Genomic DNA, 17,675 nt, shown 5'->3' with positions numbered 1-17,675 from the left:
GTATTCGGCCAGGTCGACTTCCTTGAGCAGTTCAAGGGCCGCATCGTTCAGGCTGTCCAGAATGCGGTCGCTGCGCCAGAAATGGAACGACAGGTCGGTGGCGCGCTGCAAGCCGATGCGCACGTTCTCGAGCACCGTGAGCTGCGGAAACACCGCGGAAATCTGGAACGACCGGATGATGCCGCGCCGGGCGATCTGCGCCGGCTTCTCGCCGGTGATTTCATGGTCCGCGAAAAAGATCTTTCCGGAAGTGGGCGTAAGGAATTTGGTGAGCAGGTTGAAGCAGGTCGTCTTGCCCGCGCCATTGGGCCCGATCAGCGCATGGATGGTCCCGCGCTTGACCTGGAGATTGACGTCGCTCACGGCCACAAAGCCGCGGAACTCCTTCACCAGATTCTTGGTTTCTAGAATGTATTCGCTCATTACCAGCCAGTCGGTTTGAAAACTATTGAAGACAGGAGCGAAGTATGATGTGTTGCGCCGCAAAACACTATGCGGGTTTTTCATAGGTAAGAGAGGAAACCGCCGAGTGGGAAAACCCCTAGCTGGGCGGGGTCTTTTCCTTGTACTCGCAGAGGTCCGCGATGCCGCATTGCGGGCACTTGGGCTTGCGCGCCACGCAAATATAGCGGCCGTGCAATATCAGCCAATGGTGCGCGTCCAGCAGGAAGGGCCGGGGTATGACTTTTTCCAGTTTCCTTTCGACTTCAACGACATTTTTCCCGGGGGCGATGCGCGTGCGGTTGGCCACCCGGAAGATATGCGTATCGACGGCGATGGTGGGGTGGCCGAACGCCGTGTTCAGCACCACATTCGCCGTCTTGCGCCCGACGCCCGGCAGCGATTCGAGCGCCGCGCGGTCGTCCGGCACCTGGCCCTGGTATTGGTCGACCAGTATCTGGCAGGTCTTGATGACATTGCTGGCCTTGGTCTTGTACAGGCCTATGGTCCTGATATAGCCCGCCAGGCCTTCCACGCCCAGGGCCAGCAGGCCTTCGGGGGTGCCATGGCCGGGAAAGAACTTGCGCGTCGCCAGGTTCACCGAACGGTCGGTGGCTTGCGCGGAAAGAATGACGGCGATCAGCAGCTGGAAAGTGGTGGCATATTCCAGTTCGGTGGTGGGCGTCGGGTTGGCCGCCTGCAGGCGCCTGAAAATCTCGGTTCGTTTGGCGTTGTTCATTATTTCTGGCGGCGCGCTCGCGCGCGGGCGAGCGCGTCGGCGATGGTTTGCTGGCGGCTCGCCGCGTCGACACTGGCCGCGAGCGACAGCGGCGCCTTGTTGGCCAGTGTCCTGGCGGCCAGGCTGGACGATTCGTGGTGCAAGGCGCCCAGGCGCTGTTGCCGCTGCCGGTGATGCCGGCGCGCCGTGTCGGCAAGCTCGGGCGTCCATTCGCCCTGGGCGGGCGCCATGCTGATGCAGTCCACCGGACAGGGCGCCACGCATAGATCGCAGCCGGTGCATTGATCGGCAAGGACGGTGTGCATGAGTTTGTTGGCGCCGATGATGGCATCGACCGGGCAGGCCTGTATGCATAGCGTGCAGCCTATGCAGTGGGGCTCGTCGATCACGGCCACCATGCGCGGCAGGTGTTCGCCGCAGTCGGGGTCCAGCGGCAGCTCGGCGGTTTGCAGCAGGGCGGCCAATGCCTTGACGCCCGCTTGCCCGCCGGGGGGGCAGCGGTTGATCGCCTCGTGGTCGCTGGCGATCGCTTGCGCATAGGGCCGGCAGCCGTCGTAGCCGCATTTGGTGCACTGGGTCTGGGGCAGCACCGCGTCGATGCGGTCGATAAGAGACAATGAAGGCATAGGGGAAAAGAAGCGGGGCCCCGCGGGCCCCTGATTTCCAGAAAGAGCCAGAGCCCTTAAGCAGATTGGCGTATGAACGCGCCTATTTTAGGACAAATCGTTTCGCGCCAGCGGCGTCCGGAAAAAATACCGTAATGCCCGCAAGACGCCGCCGTGTAATGTTCCTTGCGGCCCTGGTCTATGCCGCTGCAGAGTTCCTGCGCCGCGCGGGTCTGGCCTTGACCGGAGATATCGTCGAATTCGCCTTCTATGGTCAGCAGCGCCACCGAGGTGATGGCCGAAGGGTCGACTTTCTGCCCGTCGATTTCCCAGGTTCCCGAGGGCAGCTGGTGCTCCTGGAACACGACCTTGATGGTGTCCAGGTAGAACTCGGCCGGCATGTCCAGCACGGCGTTGTATTCGTTGTAAAACTGGCGGTGCGCTTCGGCGTCGTCATTGTCGCCCTTGAGCAGATGCAGGTAGAAATCATAGTGCGAACGCAGGTGCCGGTCAGGATTCATGGCGACGAATCCGGTGTGCTGCAGGAAGCCCGGGTAGACAGGCCTGCCGCCGCCCGGGAAGCGCGCGGGCACGCGGTGGATCAGGTTGTCCTCGAACCAGGAATAAGGCTTGGTCGTGGCCAGGCGGTTGACCTGCGTGGGCGATTCGCGCGTATCGATGGGGCCGCCCATCATGACCATGCTGCGCGGCAGACAGGGCTCATTGTTGCTGGCCATGAGGGAAATGGCGGCCAGCACGGGCACCGTGGGCTGGCAGACCGATACCACATGGACGTCGGGCCCGAGGAAGCGTATGAATTCCTGCACATACCTGACATAGTCATTCAGGTGGAAGGGGCCGTCCGCGGCGGGCACCATGCGGGCGTCGACCCAGTCGGTCACGTAAATCTCGTGATCGGGCAATAGCGCGCGGACAGTGTCGCGCAGCAGGGTGGAGTGGTGGCCCGAAAGCGGGGCGGCCAGCAGTATGCGCGGGTCGCCGGCGGGGTTGGCGCCGCGCTCGCGCTTGAAGTGGATCAGGTTGCAGAAGGGCTTGCGCACCACGGTTTCCTCGGTGACCGCCACCTGCCTGCCGCCGATCTCGGTGGCGGGCAGGCCCCAGGCCGGCTTTTCGTAATCTTTGCCCAGGCGGTGGACGAGTTCGTATGTCGCCGCGATTTGGCGCGATACCGGCGTATAGGCGAAGGGGCTGTAGGGATGCGAAAAAATCTGCGAGCCGGTGTCGGTGAACGCGGCCAGCGGGGTCAGAAAAGCCCGTTGAAGCTCATGTAGGTCATACAGCATAATTAAAGCCTTGCGTAGCGTTGTTTTTGTTGCCAGGCGACTGTTTGTAACGCATTGTTTTTGCGTTTTATCAAACGTCCTTTGTATAAGCTAAGCACAAAATAGTTGAAATTACCAGTAGTTTTCCAGAGCAAGGTTGCCGGGGCTGCCGCGGCGCCCCACGGCAAAACCACGCTCGGACAACAACTTGCGGGCTTCGAGCAGCATGTCCGGGTTGCCGCAAAGCATGACTTTGGACTTTGCCGGATCGAGCGCGCAGCCGGCAAGCGTTTCCAGCTGACCGCTGGCAATCAGCGTGGTGATGCGCTCCCGGGGAGTATGGTCCAGTGTTTCGCGCGTTGCAATCGGCAAATAGGCCAGTTTGGCCAGGCTCTTGGCTTGCGGGCACGGCGGGCCATTGGCCACCCAGTCGAGGATTTGTTTTCGATAAGCCAGCTCCGCCGCCTGCCTGACCCCATGCACTAATATGATGCGGTCAAACAACAACCATGTGTTGGGATCCTGCAACAGGGAAAGGTAGGCGGAAAGGCCGGTGCCGGTGGCGATGAGCCATAAATTGCCGCCCGGCTCGAATCGGTCCAGCGTCAGGAAGCCGAAAGCCGATTGGTCCACGTAAATCGCGTCGCCCGCGGCCAGCCGCGCCAGGCGCGGCGTAAACTGGCCGCCCGGCACGACGATGGAATAAAACTCCAGCATGTCGTGCTGCGGGGCGCTGACCATGGAATAGGCGCGCCAGATTTCCGGCGCGGCGCCGGGCGCGTCATCGGCCGGCAAGCCCAGCCGGGCGAATTGCCCGGCAACGAAAGAGAAGCCGGCCGGCCTGGTGACCCTGAACGAGAATAACTTCTGCGGTACCCAGTGCGTGACTTGCGTGATGGTTTCGCGGGTGTATTTATGGCCTGGCATGGCGCTGTGGGCGGACGCGCTCAGCGTTCCAGGTACTTCAGCTTGTCGTCCACGCCATTCCAGTCGTCGGCGTCGGGCAAGGGCTTCTTGGAACGGTTGATCATGCCGAACTCGGGGGAGAGCTCGGCGTTCAGGGCGATGAATTGGACCTGGTCCTGCGGCACGTCTTCCTCTGCGAAAATGGCATTGGCCGGGCATTCGGGCACGCAAACTGCGCAATCAATGCATTCATCCGGGTCTATGACCAGGAAATTGGCTCCCTCGCGGAAGCAATCCACCGGACAGACGTCGACGCAGTCGGTGAATTTGCATTTGATACAGTTTTCGGTAACCACATGTGTCATTTCAAGGCTCCAACATCAGATGTTGCAATTTTACCCAATAAATGGAGGTAAGCCCGAATTGACCTTCGCGCAAAGCAGTCTTTCAGGGCGGGCGAGGACAGCCTCGCGCAAATAAGCGCGCGCTCTGTGCTATGGTAAGCAAAACACTCTATGCCGCGCGATGATTATCACTTCGTTACTTGATACCGATCTATACAAATTCACCATGATGCAAGTGGTGCTGCACCATTTCCCGGCCGCTCAAGTCGAGTACCGCTACAAGTGCCGCACGCCCAATGTGAATCTGCAGCCCTATCTGAACGAGATCCGGGCCGAGATCCACGAACTGTGCAAGCTGAAGTTCACCGAGCCGGAGCTGCAGTATCTGCGCGGCCTGCGCTTCATGAAGAGCGATTTCGTGGACTTCCTGGGCCTGTTCCATATGCCCGAGAAGTGCATCACCGTGTCGGCGGGGACTCTGCCCGGCGAAATCGACATTTCCGTCAAAGGGCCATGGCTGCACACCATCCTGTTCGAGATCCCCGTCCTCGCCATCGTCAACGAAGTGTATTTCCGCAATGTCTGCCGGGAACCCGCGTGGGAAGAAGGCCGCAAGCGCCTGCAGTCGAAAATGCAGCTGGTCACCGACGATCCGGCGCTGGCGGATTTCCGCGTGGCCGAATACGGCACGCGCCGGCGCTTCTCCAAGCAATGGCACGAAGAAGTCGTGGTCACCATGAAGGCCCAGATGGGCTCCAATTTCGCGGGCACCAGCAATGTCCGCCTGGCCATGAAGCATGGGGTCACGCCTTTGGGCACCATGGGGCATGAATATCTGCAGGCATGCCAGGCGCTCGGGCCGCGCCTGCGCGATTCGCAGGTCTACGCGCTCGAGGTCTGGGCCAAGGAATACCGCGGCGACCTCGGCATCGCGCTGTCCGACGTGTACGGCATGGACGCCTTCCTGCGCGATTTCGACATGTATTTCTGCAAGCTGTTCGATGGCGCGCGCCACGATTCGGGCGACCCTTTCGACTGGGGCGAGCGGCTGCTGGCCCATTACATCGCCAATCGCGCCGATCCGCGCACCAAGACCCTGGTCTTCTCCGATGCGCTGACCATTCCGCGCGCCATCGAACTGGCCAAGCGTTTTGCCGGCCGGTGCAAGATTTCATTCGGAATCGGCACCAATCTTACCAACGACCTGGGCCATGAGCCGCTGCAAATCGTCATGAAGATGGTGCGCTGCAACGGGCAGCCGGTGGCCAAGGTATCGGACGCGCCGGAAAAGACCATGTGCGACGACCCGGCCTATTTGGCCTACCTGCGCCAGGTGTTCGAGCTTCCGCCGGCCTGATTCCGGCCGTTTTCGCGTCGGCGGCCGGGCCGCGGCGCCATTCTCCATTCTTCCTAGGCCATTTTCCCCATAGGCATCGTGCATGCTCTTATAATTCAACTCTAAATTGGATAGGCTTTCATAATTCAGGAGTATAAATATGAGCGAAGTCGAAAGGGTCAATGTCGAAAAGCGTTTGTCGGACATGGCCATCTACAATGGGGTGGCCTATCTGGCCGGCCAGGTTCCCGCCGATGGCTCGCTCGATATCCAGGGGCAGACGGCGCAGGTGCTGGCGACCATAGACCGCCTGCTGGCCATGGCCGGCACGGACAAGTCGCGCATCCTCATGGCCCAGATATTCCTGACCAGCATGAAAGAATTCGACGGCATGAACAAGGCCTGGGACGCATGGGTGGCGCACGGCAATGCGCCGCCGCGGGCAACCGTCGAGGCGCGCCTGGCCAATCCCGATTTCAAGGTCGAGATCGTCGTCACGGCTGCGCTGGCGTAGCGCCCCGCGGGCGCTGCAGTCAAAGCAGGAGGGCGGCCAGGGTGCCGCCCAGCGTTTCGCACGAGGCGCGGTCGCCGGCCGTAATGGTTTTGGCCGCATTGATCGCTTCGGGCGATTGCGCATCGGTGTTTACGATCAGCGCCGGCGCTATCAGGCGCAAGCGCCAGCCGGTGCAGATCCTTTCCATTTGCCGCGCCGCGCCGCTGCCGTCGGAGCCCGCGCTGACCATGATGGCGCAGGGCCTGCCATTCAACTGGTCCAGGACGGCATAATAATTGCGGTCGAAGAATTCTTTCATCGCGCCGCTCAGGGACGCCAGGTTTTCCGGCGCGCAGAACAGCAAGGCGTCGGCGCCCAGCAGGTCGGCCGCTACGGCGTCTGCCGCAGCCTTCACGGCAATATCCAGCTCGCCGCTCGAGCGCAATTCGCACGCTATGTCCCGCGCGCCCTTGGCGGCGGCCTCGGCCATCTGTTTCGCGGCCCCCGTGCGCGAATGCCAGACGATGAGCAAGGTTTTTTTACCGCTTGAATTCATGTGGGCCTCCAGACACGTTAGTATAGAGTCGCTGGGACAATGTCCGCGTTTTTTGCATTCAGCTCACCCTTTACTATGTCTACCATCGCATTCCCGGTTTCCGATTCTTCGCCATTCAATGCCGAATGGTTCGCGCACGCCAGCAAGGGCCTGGACCAGGCGGGCCAGAGCCTGCTGGCCCTGGCGGTGGACCGGGTGCGCAAACCGCTGCAGGGCCTGCTGGCCAAGACCGGCGAGCCGCTGGCCGAGCATAGCGCGGCGGTGGTGGGGATTCTGGCCGAACTGGGCATCGACGCCGAAACCCGCGCCAGCGCCCTGATCACGGTGCTGCCGCCCGAGGCGGACGGCGCGGTCGGCGGCCCCGATGCCATGCGCAAGGAATTCGGCGCCGAAGTGGTGTCGCTGGTGCAGGGCACCCGCGCGCTGCTGCGCCTGGGCAATCTGGCGGGGCAGGCCAAGGACGACGCGGCCCAGGGCGGCGACCAGAAAGAGATGCAGCGCAAGATGCTGCTGGCCATGGCGGCCGACTTGCGCATCGTGCTGATGCGCCTTGCCTCGCGGCTGCAGTCCCTGCGCTGGCACGCCAGCTCCAAGACGCCCTATCCGCCCAGCCTTGCGCGGGAAACCATGGAGCTCTACACCCCCCTGGCCAATCGCCTGGGCATCTGGCAGCTGAAGTGGGAAATGGAGGATCTGGCCTTCCGCTTCCAGGACCCCGAGACTTACAGAACCATCGCCGGCCAACTCGAGGAAAAGCGCGTGGAGCGCGAAGCCTTCATCCTGGCCGCGGTGCATGCCTTGCAAAGCGCCCTGGCGGACGCCCATATACCCGCGGAAGTCACCGGCCGGCCCAAGCATATCTATAGCATCTGGAACAAGATGCGCCTCAAGAACCTGCAGTTCAGCCAGCTTTTCGATCTGCGCGCATTGCGCGTGATAGTCGAGGACGAGCGCGCCTGCTATGCCGTGCTGGCCCTGGCGCATTCCCTGTGGACGCCGGTGTCCGACGAATTCGACGACTATATTTCGCGGCCCAAGCCCAATGGCTACCGGTCTTTGCACACCGTGGTCACTGACGGCGAAGGGCGCAGCTTCGAGATCCAGATCCGCACCCACGAGATGCATCAGTTTGCCGAATACGGCATGGCGGCTCACTGGCTCTATAAAGAATCGGGTCCCAGGGGCGGCAAGGTCGCCGCCGCCAGCGGGTATGACCAGAAAGTGTCATGGATGCGCCAGCTGCTGGCCTGGGACAAGGACGGGCGGGGCCAGGTGGCGCCGGCGCCGGACGAGCATATCTACGTGATGACGCCGCAGGCCCGGGTCATCGAACTGCCCGCCGGCGCCACGCCGGTGGATTTCGCCTATTACCTGCACACCGACCTGGGGCATCGCTGCCGCGGCGCCCGGGTGGACGGGCAAATGGTGCCGCTGCTGACGCGGCTGGCCACCGGACAAACCGTGGAAATCATCGCGGCCAAGTCCGGCGGCCCGTCGCGCGACTGGCTCAACCCGCAGCTGGGCTTCCTGGCCAGCCCGCGCTCGCGCGCCAAGGTGCGCGCCTGGTTCAACGCCATTGAACTGCAGCAGCGGATTTCCCAGGGCCAGGCCATGGTCGAGAAAGAGCTGCAGCGTTTGGGCAAAACCGCCATCAATCTCGAGCACCTGGCGCAGCAGCTGGAATTCGCCCGCGCCGATGACTTGTATGTGGCGGTGGCCAAGGAAGAATTCAGCCTGCGCCAGATCGATTACCTGCTCAGCCCGCAGAAGGGCCGGGCGGCCGATGCCGCGGCGCCGGCGGGCGCCGCGCCCGAAGCCCGGGTGTATCAAAGCGGCACGGACAATGTCGTCAAGACGGGCAAGAGCGGGGTGCTGGTGGTGGGGGTGGATTCCCTCATGACGCAGCTTGCCCGCTGCTGCCGCCCGGCGCCGCCCGATCTGATCGTGGGCTTCGTGACGCGCGGCCGGGGGGTGTCGATACACCGCCACGACTGCCCTTCGTATGCGGCATTGGCCGAACGCCAGCCCGAACGGCTGATCGATGTCGACTGGGGCGATACGGGCGAGGCGCTCTACCCCGTGGACATCAGCATCCATGCGGCCGAGCGCGACGACCTTCTGCGCGATGTCTCCGAGGTGTTCGCCAAGTTGCGCCTGAATGTGGTGAGCGTCAATACGCATAGCCGCCGTTCGCTGGCCCACATGGTGTTCACGATAGAAGTCAAGAACGGCGAGCAGATCAGCAGGGCGCTGGCGGCCCTGAACGAGCTTTCCGGCGTGTCGGCGGGCAGGCATTGAGCCGCGCCGGCCTTGGCCCGCGCCACACTGTTAAAATGGCGGTTTGCCTGTCAACCGGTCCCTGGTGGATCGCTGCAATGATATTGCGTAACCAGAGAGTAATGAATTGAAATCCTACACATTGCCTGATCTCGAAGGGCATTTTGGTCAGTATGGTGGCTCCTTTGTTGCCGAAACCCTGGTGCATGCGCTCGATGAGCTGCGCGCGGCCTACGACAAATATCATGCCGATCCCGATTTCCTGCGCGAGTTCGCCTACGAGCTCAAGCACTTCGTGGGCCGCCCCAGTCCGGTGTATCACGCCAGGCGCTGGTCGGAACAGCTGGGCGGCGCGCAGATCTGGTTCAAGCGCGAAGACCTCAATCATACCGGCGCGCACAAGATCAATAATTGCATAGGCCAGATCCTGCTGGCCCGGCGCATGGGCAAGCCGCGCATCATCGCTGAAACCGGCGCGGGCCAGCATGGCGTGGCCACCGCCACCGTCGCGGCGCGCTACGGCCTGGAGTGCGTGGTGTACATGGGCAGCGAAGACGTGCGCCGCCAGGCGTCCAATGTCTATCGCATGAAGCTGCTGGGCGCCACCGTGGTGCCCGTGGATTCGGGTTCGCGCACGCTCAAGGACGCCCTGAACGAGGCCATGCGCGACTGGGTCACCAACGTCGAGAATACCTTCTACATCATCGGCACCGTGGCGGGCCCGCATCCTTATCCCATGATGGTGCGCGATTTCCAATCCGTCATAGGCACCGAATGCATCGAGCAGATGCCGCTGGATGCCGGCCGCCAGCCTGATTACGTCGTGGCTTCGGTCGGGGGCGGTTCCAACGCCATGGGTATTTTCTATCCCTATCTCGATCACGCGGACGTGCAACTGGTGGGCGTCGAGGCCGCCGGCGAAGGCCTGGAAACCGGCCGCCATGCGGCATCGCTGAATGCCGGCGTGGTGGGCGTGCTGCACGGCAACCGCACTTACGTCATGCAGGACGAGGACGGCCAGGTCATGGAGACCCATTCGATTTCGGCCGGCCTGGACTACCCCGGCGTCGGCCCCGAGCATGCATGGCTCAAAGACAGCGGCCGCGCCCAGTATGCATGCGTCGACGACCAGGAAGCCCTGGCGGCCTTCCATGGCTGCTGCCGCACCGAAGGCATCATGCCGGCGCTCGAGTCGTCGCACGCCATTGCGTATGCCCTGCGCCTGGCGCCCACTTTGCCGAAAGACAAGATCATCCTGGTGAATTTGTCCGGCCGGGGCGACAAAGACATGCATACTGTGGCTGATTTCAGCGGCATCAGCCTGTAAGAACCAAGGTAGCCCACACAATGATTGCTTCGAATCCAAGACTCAAGGCCGCGTTTGCCAGAACCGCGGGGCGCGCGGCCTTGATTCCCTATATTACGGCCGGCGACCCTTCGGTGCCGGCCACCCCATTGCTGATGCATGCGCTGGTCGAGGCGGGCGCCGACGTGCTCGAGCTGGGCGTGCCGTTTTCGGACCCCATGGCCGACGGCCCGGTCATACAGCGGGCCGCCGAGCGCGCGATCAAGCGCGGCGCGGGGCTGCGCAAGGTGCTGGAAATGGTCGCGCAGTTCCGCCAGCAGGACAGCGCCACGCCGGTGGTGCTGATGGGCTACGCCAACCCCATCGAACGCATGGGGCAGCGGGCCTTCGTCGACGCGGCCGCGCGGGCGGGCGTCGACGGCGTGCTGGTGGTGGATTATCCGCCCGAGGAAATCGTGGATTTCGCCGCCCAGCTGGGCGGCGCGCAAATCGACCCTATATTCCTGCTCGCGCCGACGTCCACCGAAGAACGCATCAGGAAAGTCGCCCAGGTGGCGCGCGGCTATGTGTATTATGTGTCGCTCAAAGGGGTGACGGGGGCCGGCAATATCGATACCGCCGACGTCGCCCGGCGTTTGGCGCAGATACGCAAGCATGTGTCGCTGCCGGTGGGCGTGGGCTTTGGCATACGCGATGCCGACAGCGCCAGGCGCCTGGCCGAGCACGCCGATGCCGTGGTCATAGGCAGCAAACTGATAGAAACCATGGAACAGGCCGTCGCGGCGGCGCTGCGGGACGGCCTGGCGGACGCCGATGTCGATGCTTCGGCCATCAAGGCCGCGTCGGACTGGCTGGGCACTATCCGCCAGGCGCTGCGCTAGCGGCGCCCGAACCGGGGATTTTCCATATCGCCATACCAGAAAGGGGCTTGCGCCAGTATGCGGGCCTAGCGTAAAAGAACAACGGGCCCGGTGCGGAACCGGGCCTCCATCGGGAAGAAACCATGAGCTGGATCGAAAAAATTCTGCCGCCGCGCATCAATCGCAATAACGATGCGACGGCGCGGCGCGTGCCGGAGGGCATTTGGGTCAAGTGCCCGGCCTGCGAGACGGTGCTGTACAAGGAGGATCTGCGGGCGACGCTGAATGTCTGCCCCAAGTGCAGCCACCATATGCGTATCGGCGCGCGGGCGCGCATCGATGCTTTGCTCGATGCCGAGAACCGCGTCGAGATCGGCCAGAATACGCGCCCTATGGATCCGCTGAAGTTCAAGGACAGCCGCAAGTATACCGAGCGGGTGACGGAAGCGACCAAGCAGACCGGCGAAAGCGAGGCCATGGTGGTCATGGGCGGGAGCATCCTGTCGGTGCCGGTGGTGCTGGCTTGCTTCGAGTTCGAGTTCATGGGCGGCTCCATGGGCTCTGTGGTGGGCGAACGCTTTGCCCGCGGCGCTCAAGAGGCCATCACAAACCGCACGCCGTTCATTTGCGTGGCGGCGTCGGGCGGCGCGCGCATGCAGGAGAGCCTATTTTCGCTGATGCAGATGGCCAAGACGAATGCGATGCTCACGCGGCTCTCGGCCGCGGGGCTGCCATTCATCAGCATTCTGACCGATCCCACGATGGGCGGCGTGTCGGCGAGCTTTGCGTTCATGGGCGATGTGGTCATTGCGGAGCCCAAGGCGCTGATCGGCTTTGCGGGCCCGCGCGTGATCGAGCAGACGGTGCGCGAGAAATTGCCGGAAGGTTTCCAGCGTTCGGAATTCCTGCTCGAGAAGGGCGCGATCGATATGGTGGTGGATCGCCGCCAGATGCGTTCGGAGCTGGCGAATTTGCTGGCCCTGCTGACGCGCCAGCCGGCCGATGTGGTGGCCAAGGCCTGAATGGAGTAAGGGCAGGCCGGATGAATGCCGGGCGTGGCGCCCGGCACGATACAGGCACGATACAGGCACGATACAGGCACGATACAGGCACGATACAGGCACGATACAGGCACGATACAGGCACGATACAGGTTGAGCCGGAAGCATAAAAAAGAGCCCTGCTGCGCAATGCAGCAGGGCTCTTTTTATTTACGCCGGTTTCGGCTTAGTGGGTTTCCACCTGCTGCAGGGGGTCGTTGGCCACCTTGGCGGCAGGCTTGCGCGACCGTCCAAGGCGTACCGCTGCGGCGGGCGCTTCGACAGGCGCCGACTTGGTTTCGATCAGTTCCATGCCGGCCGCAATAAGGATTTCCTGCAGCGGCGCCGCCACGGCCGATTCCGGCTTGGCTGCGGGCCGGCTTTCCGCGGCGGCCTCGGCTTTGGCCTCGACCTTGGCTTCGACCTTGGCTTCGGCCTCGACCTTGGCTTCGGCTTCGGCCTTGGCTTCGGCTTCGGCCTTGGCTTCGGCTTCGGCTTGCGCCGCAGCCGGGGCTGCGGGAACGGCCGGCCTGGCTTCAGGCGCGGGGGCTGCGGCTGGGGCAATGGCTTCTGCGGCAGCAGCTTGCACGGGCGCCGCTTCGACCTTGTCGGCTTGCACCGGGGCAGCGTGGACTGCGGGAGCCTCGGCTGGAGCCGCCTGGAACGATGTCGCCTGGACCGGAGTAGCCTGGACCGGAGTAGCCTGGACCGGAGTTGCGTCTTCCGGCTGGATCTCGGCCGGAACCGCCGCGGCGGGAGCTTCGGCCTGCGCCGGCTTCGTGGCGATGGTGCTTTCAGGCACGGGCAGGTAGACGGGCGCTGGCGCCGGCGCCGGCTCGGCGACTGGAGCGGGGGCCGCCGCAGGCGTTGCCGGAATCGCGGGAGCTTCCTCGGCGCGAGCCGCTACGGGTTCCGGGCCGGTTTCCGCGAACCCGCCCTGGGCGGTCGCGATGGCCGGCAGGACTTGCGGATTGAAGGCCGGCGTGGCGTGGGGCACGAAGGCCTGGTCGTCATCGCTATCGTCGCTTTCGCTTTCGCCGTCTTGCGCGGCGCCGGATTCAGCGCCGGCTTCCGGGCTGCGGCGACCGCGGCGGCTGCGGCGGCGGCGGCGTTTGCGTTCCGGATCGAGCTGATCATTGTCCGAGGCCTGGTCGTTCGCGCCGTCGCTTTCACCCGCGGTTTTTTGCGCGTCGGAAGCGTCGTCGGCGACTTGCGGCGCCGACAGCGACACTTCGGCCGCCGCGGTCAGCGGCAGATCGCCGTTGTCGAGGTCGACGGTTTCGCTCTGATTCTCGTCGCGGCGGTTGCGGCCGCGTCCGCGGCGATTGCGGCCGTTGCGGCCGGCATTGCCGGTTTCGCCGTTATCGGCGGACGATGCGGCGGCGGGCGCAACGGTAAGGCCTGCGCTACGCGGTTCGTTGGCGCTGGCCACGGTGTCCAGCGCGGCGGCCTGGCGGCGCGGCCTGGCGGCCGGCGCCTGGGCTTCGTCGGACTTGCCTTCTAGGGCATCCGGGCGGCGTTCGCCGCGGCGATGGCGATTGCGATCCCCCTGGCCGCGTTGTTCGCGGCGGTGGTCGCTGGGGCGGCCATTCTTGCTGCGGCTGCCGGACGGCGTCTTGGCGGCTTCGGGCGCGGGCTCCGGGGTGGCAGGCGCGCCAGCGCCAGTCAGCCAGTTGATGAGGCGCTTGATCAGGCCGGCGCCTTGCTCGGGCTTGGCGGCGGGCGTGACGCGCGCCAGGGCGACCGGCGGCGCCACCGGAGCGGGCTGCGAAGGCGTAATGCCCTTGACCAGGGCCTCGGGGCGGAGCTTGGCTTCCTGGGCCTTGTTGGGCTCCCAGGTGAGCTGCGGCTCGGGCTGAGTGACGAGATCGAAACTGGTGGTGATTTCTTCCAGCCTGGGGTCGTCGTGGCGCAGGCGCTCGATATGGTGATGCGGGGTTTCCAGATTCTTGTTGGGGATCAGGATCAGGTTTACCTTGAGGCGCGATTCGATCTTGGTGATGTCGGCGCGCTTTTCATTGAGCAGGAAGGTGGCCACATCCACCGGCACTTGGGCGTGCAGCGCGGCGGTGCCTTCTTTCATGGCTTCTTCCTGCAGCAGGCGCAGGACGTGCAGGGCGCTGGATTCGGCATCGCGGACCACGCCGGTGCCATTGCAGCGCGGGCAGGTAATGTGCGAGCCTTCGTTCAAGGCGGGACGCAGGCGCTGGCGCGACAGTTCCATCAGGCCGAAACGCGAGATCTTGCCCATCTGCACGCGCGCGCGGTCGAAATGCAGCGCATCGCGCAGGCGCTGTTCGACGGCGCGCTGGTTCTTGCTTTCTTCCATGTCGATGAAGTCGATCACGATCAGGCCGCCGAGGTCGCGCAGGCGCAATTGGCGGGCCACCTCTTCGGCGGCTTCCAGATTGGTGCGCATGGCGGTTTCTTCGATGTCGGCGCCGCGTGTGGAGCGCGCGGAATTGACATCGACCGCGACCAGGGCTTCGGTGTGGTCGATGACCACCGATCCGCCAGACGGCAACTGGACGGTGCGCGAGTAGGCGGTTTCGATCTGGTGTTCGATCTGGAAGCGCGAGAACAGGGGGACATCGTCGCGGTACATTTTGACGCGCTGGACGTTGTCGGGCATGACGACGCTCATGAAGGCGGTGGCCTGTTCATAAATGTCGTCGGTGTCGATCAGGATCTCGCCGATTTCGGGAGAGTAGTAGTCGCGGATGGCGCGGATGACCAGGCTCGATTCCAGGTAGATCAGGATCGGGGCCTTGTTTTCACGGGCGGCGGCATCGATGGCGTTCCAGAGTTGCATCAGGTAGGACAGGTCCCACTGCAGTTCCTCGACGTTGCGGCCTATGCCCGCGGTGCGGGCGATGATGCTCATGCCGGCCGGAATATCCAGCTGGTCCATGGTTTCGCGCAGTTCCTGGCGGTCCTCGCCTTCGACGCGGCGCGAGACGCCGCCGCCGCGCGGGTTGTTGGGCATCAGCACCAGGTAGCGGCCGGCCAGGGAGATGAAGGTGGTCAGGGCCGCGCCCTTGTTGCCGCGTTCTTCCTTTTCTACCTGGATGATCAGTTCCTGGCCTTCGGCGAGGGCGTCCTGGATGCGCGCAGTGCGTACATCGACGCCTTCCTTGAAGTAGGTCCGGGCAACTTCCTTGAAAGGCAGGAAGCCGTGGCGGTCTTCGCCGTAGCTTACAAAGCAGGCCTCGAGACCAGGCTCGATGCGGGTGATGACGCCTTTGTAGATATTGCCCTTGCGCTGTTCGCGCCCGGCCGTTTCGATGTCGAGGTCTATGAGTTTTTGACCATCGACGATCGCAACGCGTAGTTCTTCTTGGTGCGTTGCATTGAACAACATTCGTTTCATGAGTGTATTTCTCCGTAGTCATGGCGCGCCGATAATCGGCGCACGACCGCGGGTCACTCGGTGTGTGGCGCTAAATCTGCAGCGGGGGCTTGCTGACTGCGTCGGCAATGCCCACCTTGTGTCAGGAAGGCACAGCGGACCTGTAGGTACGCAGTTCAGTCAGCAGGGAGGTCAGATTCACTATAGTGGTTGACAAAAAAATTGCTGGGAACGGCAGTCGCGTGTGTGAATCGCGGCTGGTGCATTTAAACGTTGACAAACTTCGCAAAGATTCAGTGCCGCACGCGGTTGGCAGGAGATCTGGATAAACAGCGGGCACTATGCCACACCACTGTTTTTGGGATCGGGCTTGCCCCGGCGACCAAATGACCCAGAAGCTGAAAGGCAGGCAGTACAATATGGCCTTTGTTCGTCCGACGGAGACGCACCCTTGCATCTCTACGTTTGGCGGTTTTTTTCAGCTTCTATAGGCTGACGCGATTATATGCCGCTTTTCCCTATGCGCAAAACTGTTATTACCGAAAACCCCGCTCCGAGCGTGCGTTTTGTCGAAATCGGCGCCGAGCAGGCCGGGCAGCGCATTGACAATTTCCTGCTGCGCCTGTGCAAAGGGGTGCCGAAAAGCCATTTGTACAAAGCCATACGCGGCGGCGAGGTGCGCGTCAACAAGGGCCGCATCAACGCCGACTATCGCCTCGAAGAAGGCGATACCGTGCGCGTGCCGCCCATACGCCTGCCCCGGCCCGACGAAGCCAGGCTGGTGCCGCCCGCCGTGTTTCCCATCGTTTTCGAGGACGACGCGCTGATAGTCATCGACAAGCCGGCGGGGGTGGCCGTGCACGGCGGCAGCGGCGTGTCGTTCGGCGTCATCGAGCAATTGCGCGCCGCCCGCCCCGACGCGGCTTTTCTTGAGCTGGCGCATCGCCTGGACCGGGACACCTCCGGCCTGCTGCTGGTCGCCAAAAGGCGCAAGGCCTTGCTGGCCCTGCACGACATGATGCGCGAAGGAGGCGGGCGCAAGCACTACCAGGCGCTGGTGGTCGGCGATTGGGTCAATGACAAGCAGCATATGCGCCAGCCTCTGCTCAAATGGCTGACGGCTTCGGGGGAGCGGCGCGTCAAGGTGGATGCGCTGGGCAAAGCGGCGCACACGATCATTACCCTGCAAAAACGCTACGGCCGCTACAGCCTGCTGGGAGCGGAGCTGCGCACCGGCCGCACGCACCAGATACGCGTGCACCTGGCCGCCAGCGGCTATCCTATAGTGGGCGACGACAAATACGGGCCGGACGACGTGCGGGCGAAATTCGCCAAACTGGGGTTTACCCGTATGTTCCTGCATGCCGGCCTGCTGGAAATCCCCCACCCTTTGACGGGCGAGCCGCTGGTTCTGAGCGCGCCGCTGCCGCCCGCCTGCACGCATATTCTTGACTATCTGGAGCGCAATTCGTGAAACGCTATGAGGCTGTGGTTTTCGACTGGGACGGCACAGTCATGGATTCGACCCATTCCATCGTGGAAGCCATCCAGTCGGCATGCGCCGATCTCGATCTGCCGGTGCCGGGCGCCAGCGAAGCCAGCTGGGTGATCGGGCTTTCCCTGGAAAGCGCCTTGTATCGTTGCGTTCCGACGCTGACCGCCGAAAAGCTGCCTTTCTTCCTGGAGCGCTACCGCTTTCATTTCCTGCGCCGCGATCCGGAAATCAGGCTTTTCGACGGCATTGTCGATTTGCTCGAAGTATTGCGCGCGCGCCAGGTGGTCCTGGGCGTGGCCACCGGCAAGAGCCGCGTGGGCCTGGACAGGGTGCTGGGCACCATGCGGTTGCAAGGCCATTTCCATACGACCCGCTGCGCCGACGAATCCTTCAGCAAGCCGCATCCGGCCATGCTGCTGGAAATCATGGACGAGCTCGGCCTGAGCCCCGGCCAGGTGCTGATGGTGGGCGATACCTCGCACGATATACAAATGGCCGCCAGCGCGGGCGTCGACAGCATGGCCGTCACCTATGGCGCGCACGACGAGCGCACCCTGCTCGAGGCGCAGCCCACCGTGATGGTTTCCAGCGTGCGTGAAATGCAGGCGTGGATGCTGGAGCGCGTGTAGGCCTGGAACTTTCCGG

Annotated in this window: 16 protein-coding genes; 8 read left to right on the top strand and 8 right to left on the bottom strand. The window is 63.4% G+C overall.

Annotated elements, in window-relative coordinates:
• The 6 genes from BUB23_RS23815 to fdxA form a co-directional block, all read right to left on the bottom strand.
• Positions 1-423: ABC transporter ATP-binding protein (locus BUB23_RS23815; RefSeq protein ID WP_143161109.1), on the bottom strand; the 423-nt coding region annotated here is incomplete at its 3' end.
• 118 nt (positions 424-541) lie between these two features.
• A complete protein-coding gene (gene nth, locus BUB23_RS23810; RefSeq protein ID WP_073109063.1) occupies positions 542-1,180 on the bottom strand; it encodes an endonuclease III in 639 nt (212 codons plus the stop codon).
• On the bottom strand, positions 1,180-1,806 hold the full coding sequence (rsxB, locus tag BUB23_RS23805) for an electron transport complex subunit RsxB (protein WP_073109060.1): 627 nt from the start codon (positions 1,804-1,806) through the stop codon (positions 1,180-1,182). Before rsxB ends, nth begins: the two co-directional genes overlap by 1 nt.
• Positions 1,807-1,862: 56 nt before the next feature.
• On the bottom strand, positions 1,863-3,089 hold the full coding sequence (locus tag BUB23_RS23800; RefSeq protein ID WP_073109057.1) for a polyhydroxyalkanoate depolymerase: 1,227 nt from the start codon (positions 3,087-3,089) through the stop codon (positions 1,863-1,865).
• Positions 3,090-3,200: 111 nt separating this feature from the next.
• On the bottom strand, positions 3,201-3,995 hold the full coding sequence (locus BUB23_RS23795; protein WP_073109054.1) for a ferredoxin--NADP reductase: 795 nt from the start codon (positions 3,993-3,995) through the stop codon (positions 3,201-3,203).
• 20 nt (positions 3,996-4,015) lie between these two features.
• Positions 4,016-4,339 carry a ferredoxin FdxA gene (fdxA, locus tag BUB23_RS23790; RefSeq protein WP_073109052.1) on the bottom strand — a complete coding sequence of 108 codons (324 nt, stop codon included), beginning with the start codon at positions 4,337-4,339 and terminating at the stop codon, positions 4,016-4,018.
• Positions 4,340-4,499: 160 nt separating this feature from the next.
• Between fdxA and pncB the strand changes: the two genes are divergently transcribed.
• Both pncB and BUB23_RS23780 read left to right on the top strand, forming a co-directional pair.
• Positions 4,500-5,675, top strand: a complete 1,176-nt coding sequence (pncB, locus tag BUB23_RS23785; protein WP_073109049.1) for a nicotinate phosphoribosyltransferase — start codon at positions 4,500-4,502, stop codon at positions 5,673-5,675.
• Between the two features lie 139 nt (positions 5,676-5,814).
• Complete coding sequence (locus tag BUB23_RS23780; RefSeq protein WP_073109046.1) at positions 5,815-6,168, top strand: RidA family protein; 354 nt, start codon at positions 5,815-5,817, stop codon at positions 6,166-6,168.
• A 19-nt stretch (positions 6,169-6,187) separates the two neighbouring features.
• On the opposite strand, the gene BUB23_RS23775 is transcribed toward BUB23_RS23780, so the two are convergent.
• Positions 6,188-6,703: an NAD(P)H-dependent oxidoreductase gene (locus BUB23_RS23775; RefSeq protein WP_073109042.1), complete on the bottom strand. Its 516-nt coding sequence runs from the start codon at positions 6,701-6,703 to the stop codon at positions 6,188-6,190.
• Positions 6,704-6,778: 75 nt separating this feature from the next.
• Between BUB23_RS23775 and BUB23_RS23770 the strand changes: the two genes are divergently transcribed.
• The 4 genes from BUB23_RS23770 (at position 6,779) to accD (ending at position 12,168) form a co-directional block, all read left to right on the top strand.
• The gene (locus BUB23_RS23770; protein ID WP_073109039.1) at positions 6,779-9,001 is read left to right on the top strand and encodes a RelA/SpoT family protein; all 2,223 of its coding nucleotides are present in this window, start codon (positions 6,779-6,781) and stop codon (positions 8,999-9,001) included.
• Between the two features lie 106 nt (positions 9,002-9,107).
• Complete coding sequence (gene trpB, locus BUB23_RS23765) at positions 9,108-10,307, top strand: tryptophan synthase subunit beta (protein ID WP_073109036.1); 1,200 nt, start codon at positions 9,108-9,110, stop codon at positions 10,305-10,307.
• Between the two features lie 20 nt (positions 10,308-10,327).
• Positions 10,328-11,167, top strand: coding sequence for a tryptophan synthase subunit alpha (gene trpA, locus BUB23_RS23760; protein WP_084136222.1), 840 nt, complete (start codon positions 10,328-10,330; stop codon positions 11,165-11,167).
• A 122-nt stretch (positions 11,168-11,289) separates the two neighbouring features.
• Positions 11,290-12,168 carry an acetyl-CoA carboxylase, carboxyltransferase subunit beta gene (accD, locus tag BUB23_RS23755; protein WP_073109034.1) on the top strand — a complete coding sequence of 293 codons (879 nt, stop codon included), beginning with the start codon at positions 11,290-11,292 and terminating at the stop codon, positions 12,166-12,168.
• 205 nt (positions 12,169-12,373) lie between these two features.
• Here accD and BUB23_RS23750 read toward each other — a convergent pair whose 3' ends face one another.
• Positions 12,374-15,556, bottom strand: coding sequence for an Rne/Rng family ribonuclease (locus BUB23_RS23750; protein WP_073109032.1), 3,183 nt, complete (start codon positions 15,554-15,556; stop codon positions 12,374-12,376).
• Between the two features lie 499 nt (positions 15,557-16,055).
• Here BUB23_RS23750 and BUB23_RS23745 point away from each other — a divergent pair, with 499 nt between their 5' ends.
• Positions 16,056-17,009 carry an RluA family pseudouridine synthase gene (locus BUB23_RS23745; RefSeq protein WP_073109081.1) on the top strand — a complete coding sequence of 318 codons (954 nt, stop codon included), beginning with the start codon at positions 16,056-16,058 and terminating at the stop codon, positions 17,007-17,009.
• A complete protein-coding gene (locus BUB23_RS23740; protein WP_073109029.1) occupies positions 17,006-17,659 on the top strand; it encodes an HAD-IA family hydrolase in 654 nt (217 codons plus the stop codon). The genes BUB23_RS23745 and BUB23_RS23740 overlap by 4 nt, the downstream gene beginning before the upstream one ends.
• The last annotated feature ends 16 nt before the right edge of the window (positions 17,660-17,675 follow it).

The organism is Pollutimonas bauzanensis (assembly GCF_900129885.1).
Lineage (GTDB): Bacteria > Pseudomonadota > Gammaproteobacteria > Burkholderiales > Burkholderiaceae_B > Pollutimonas > Pollutimonas bauzanensis.
This window is presented reverse-complemented; position numbering and strand designations above follow the sequence as displayed.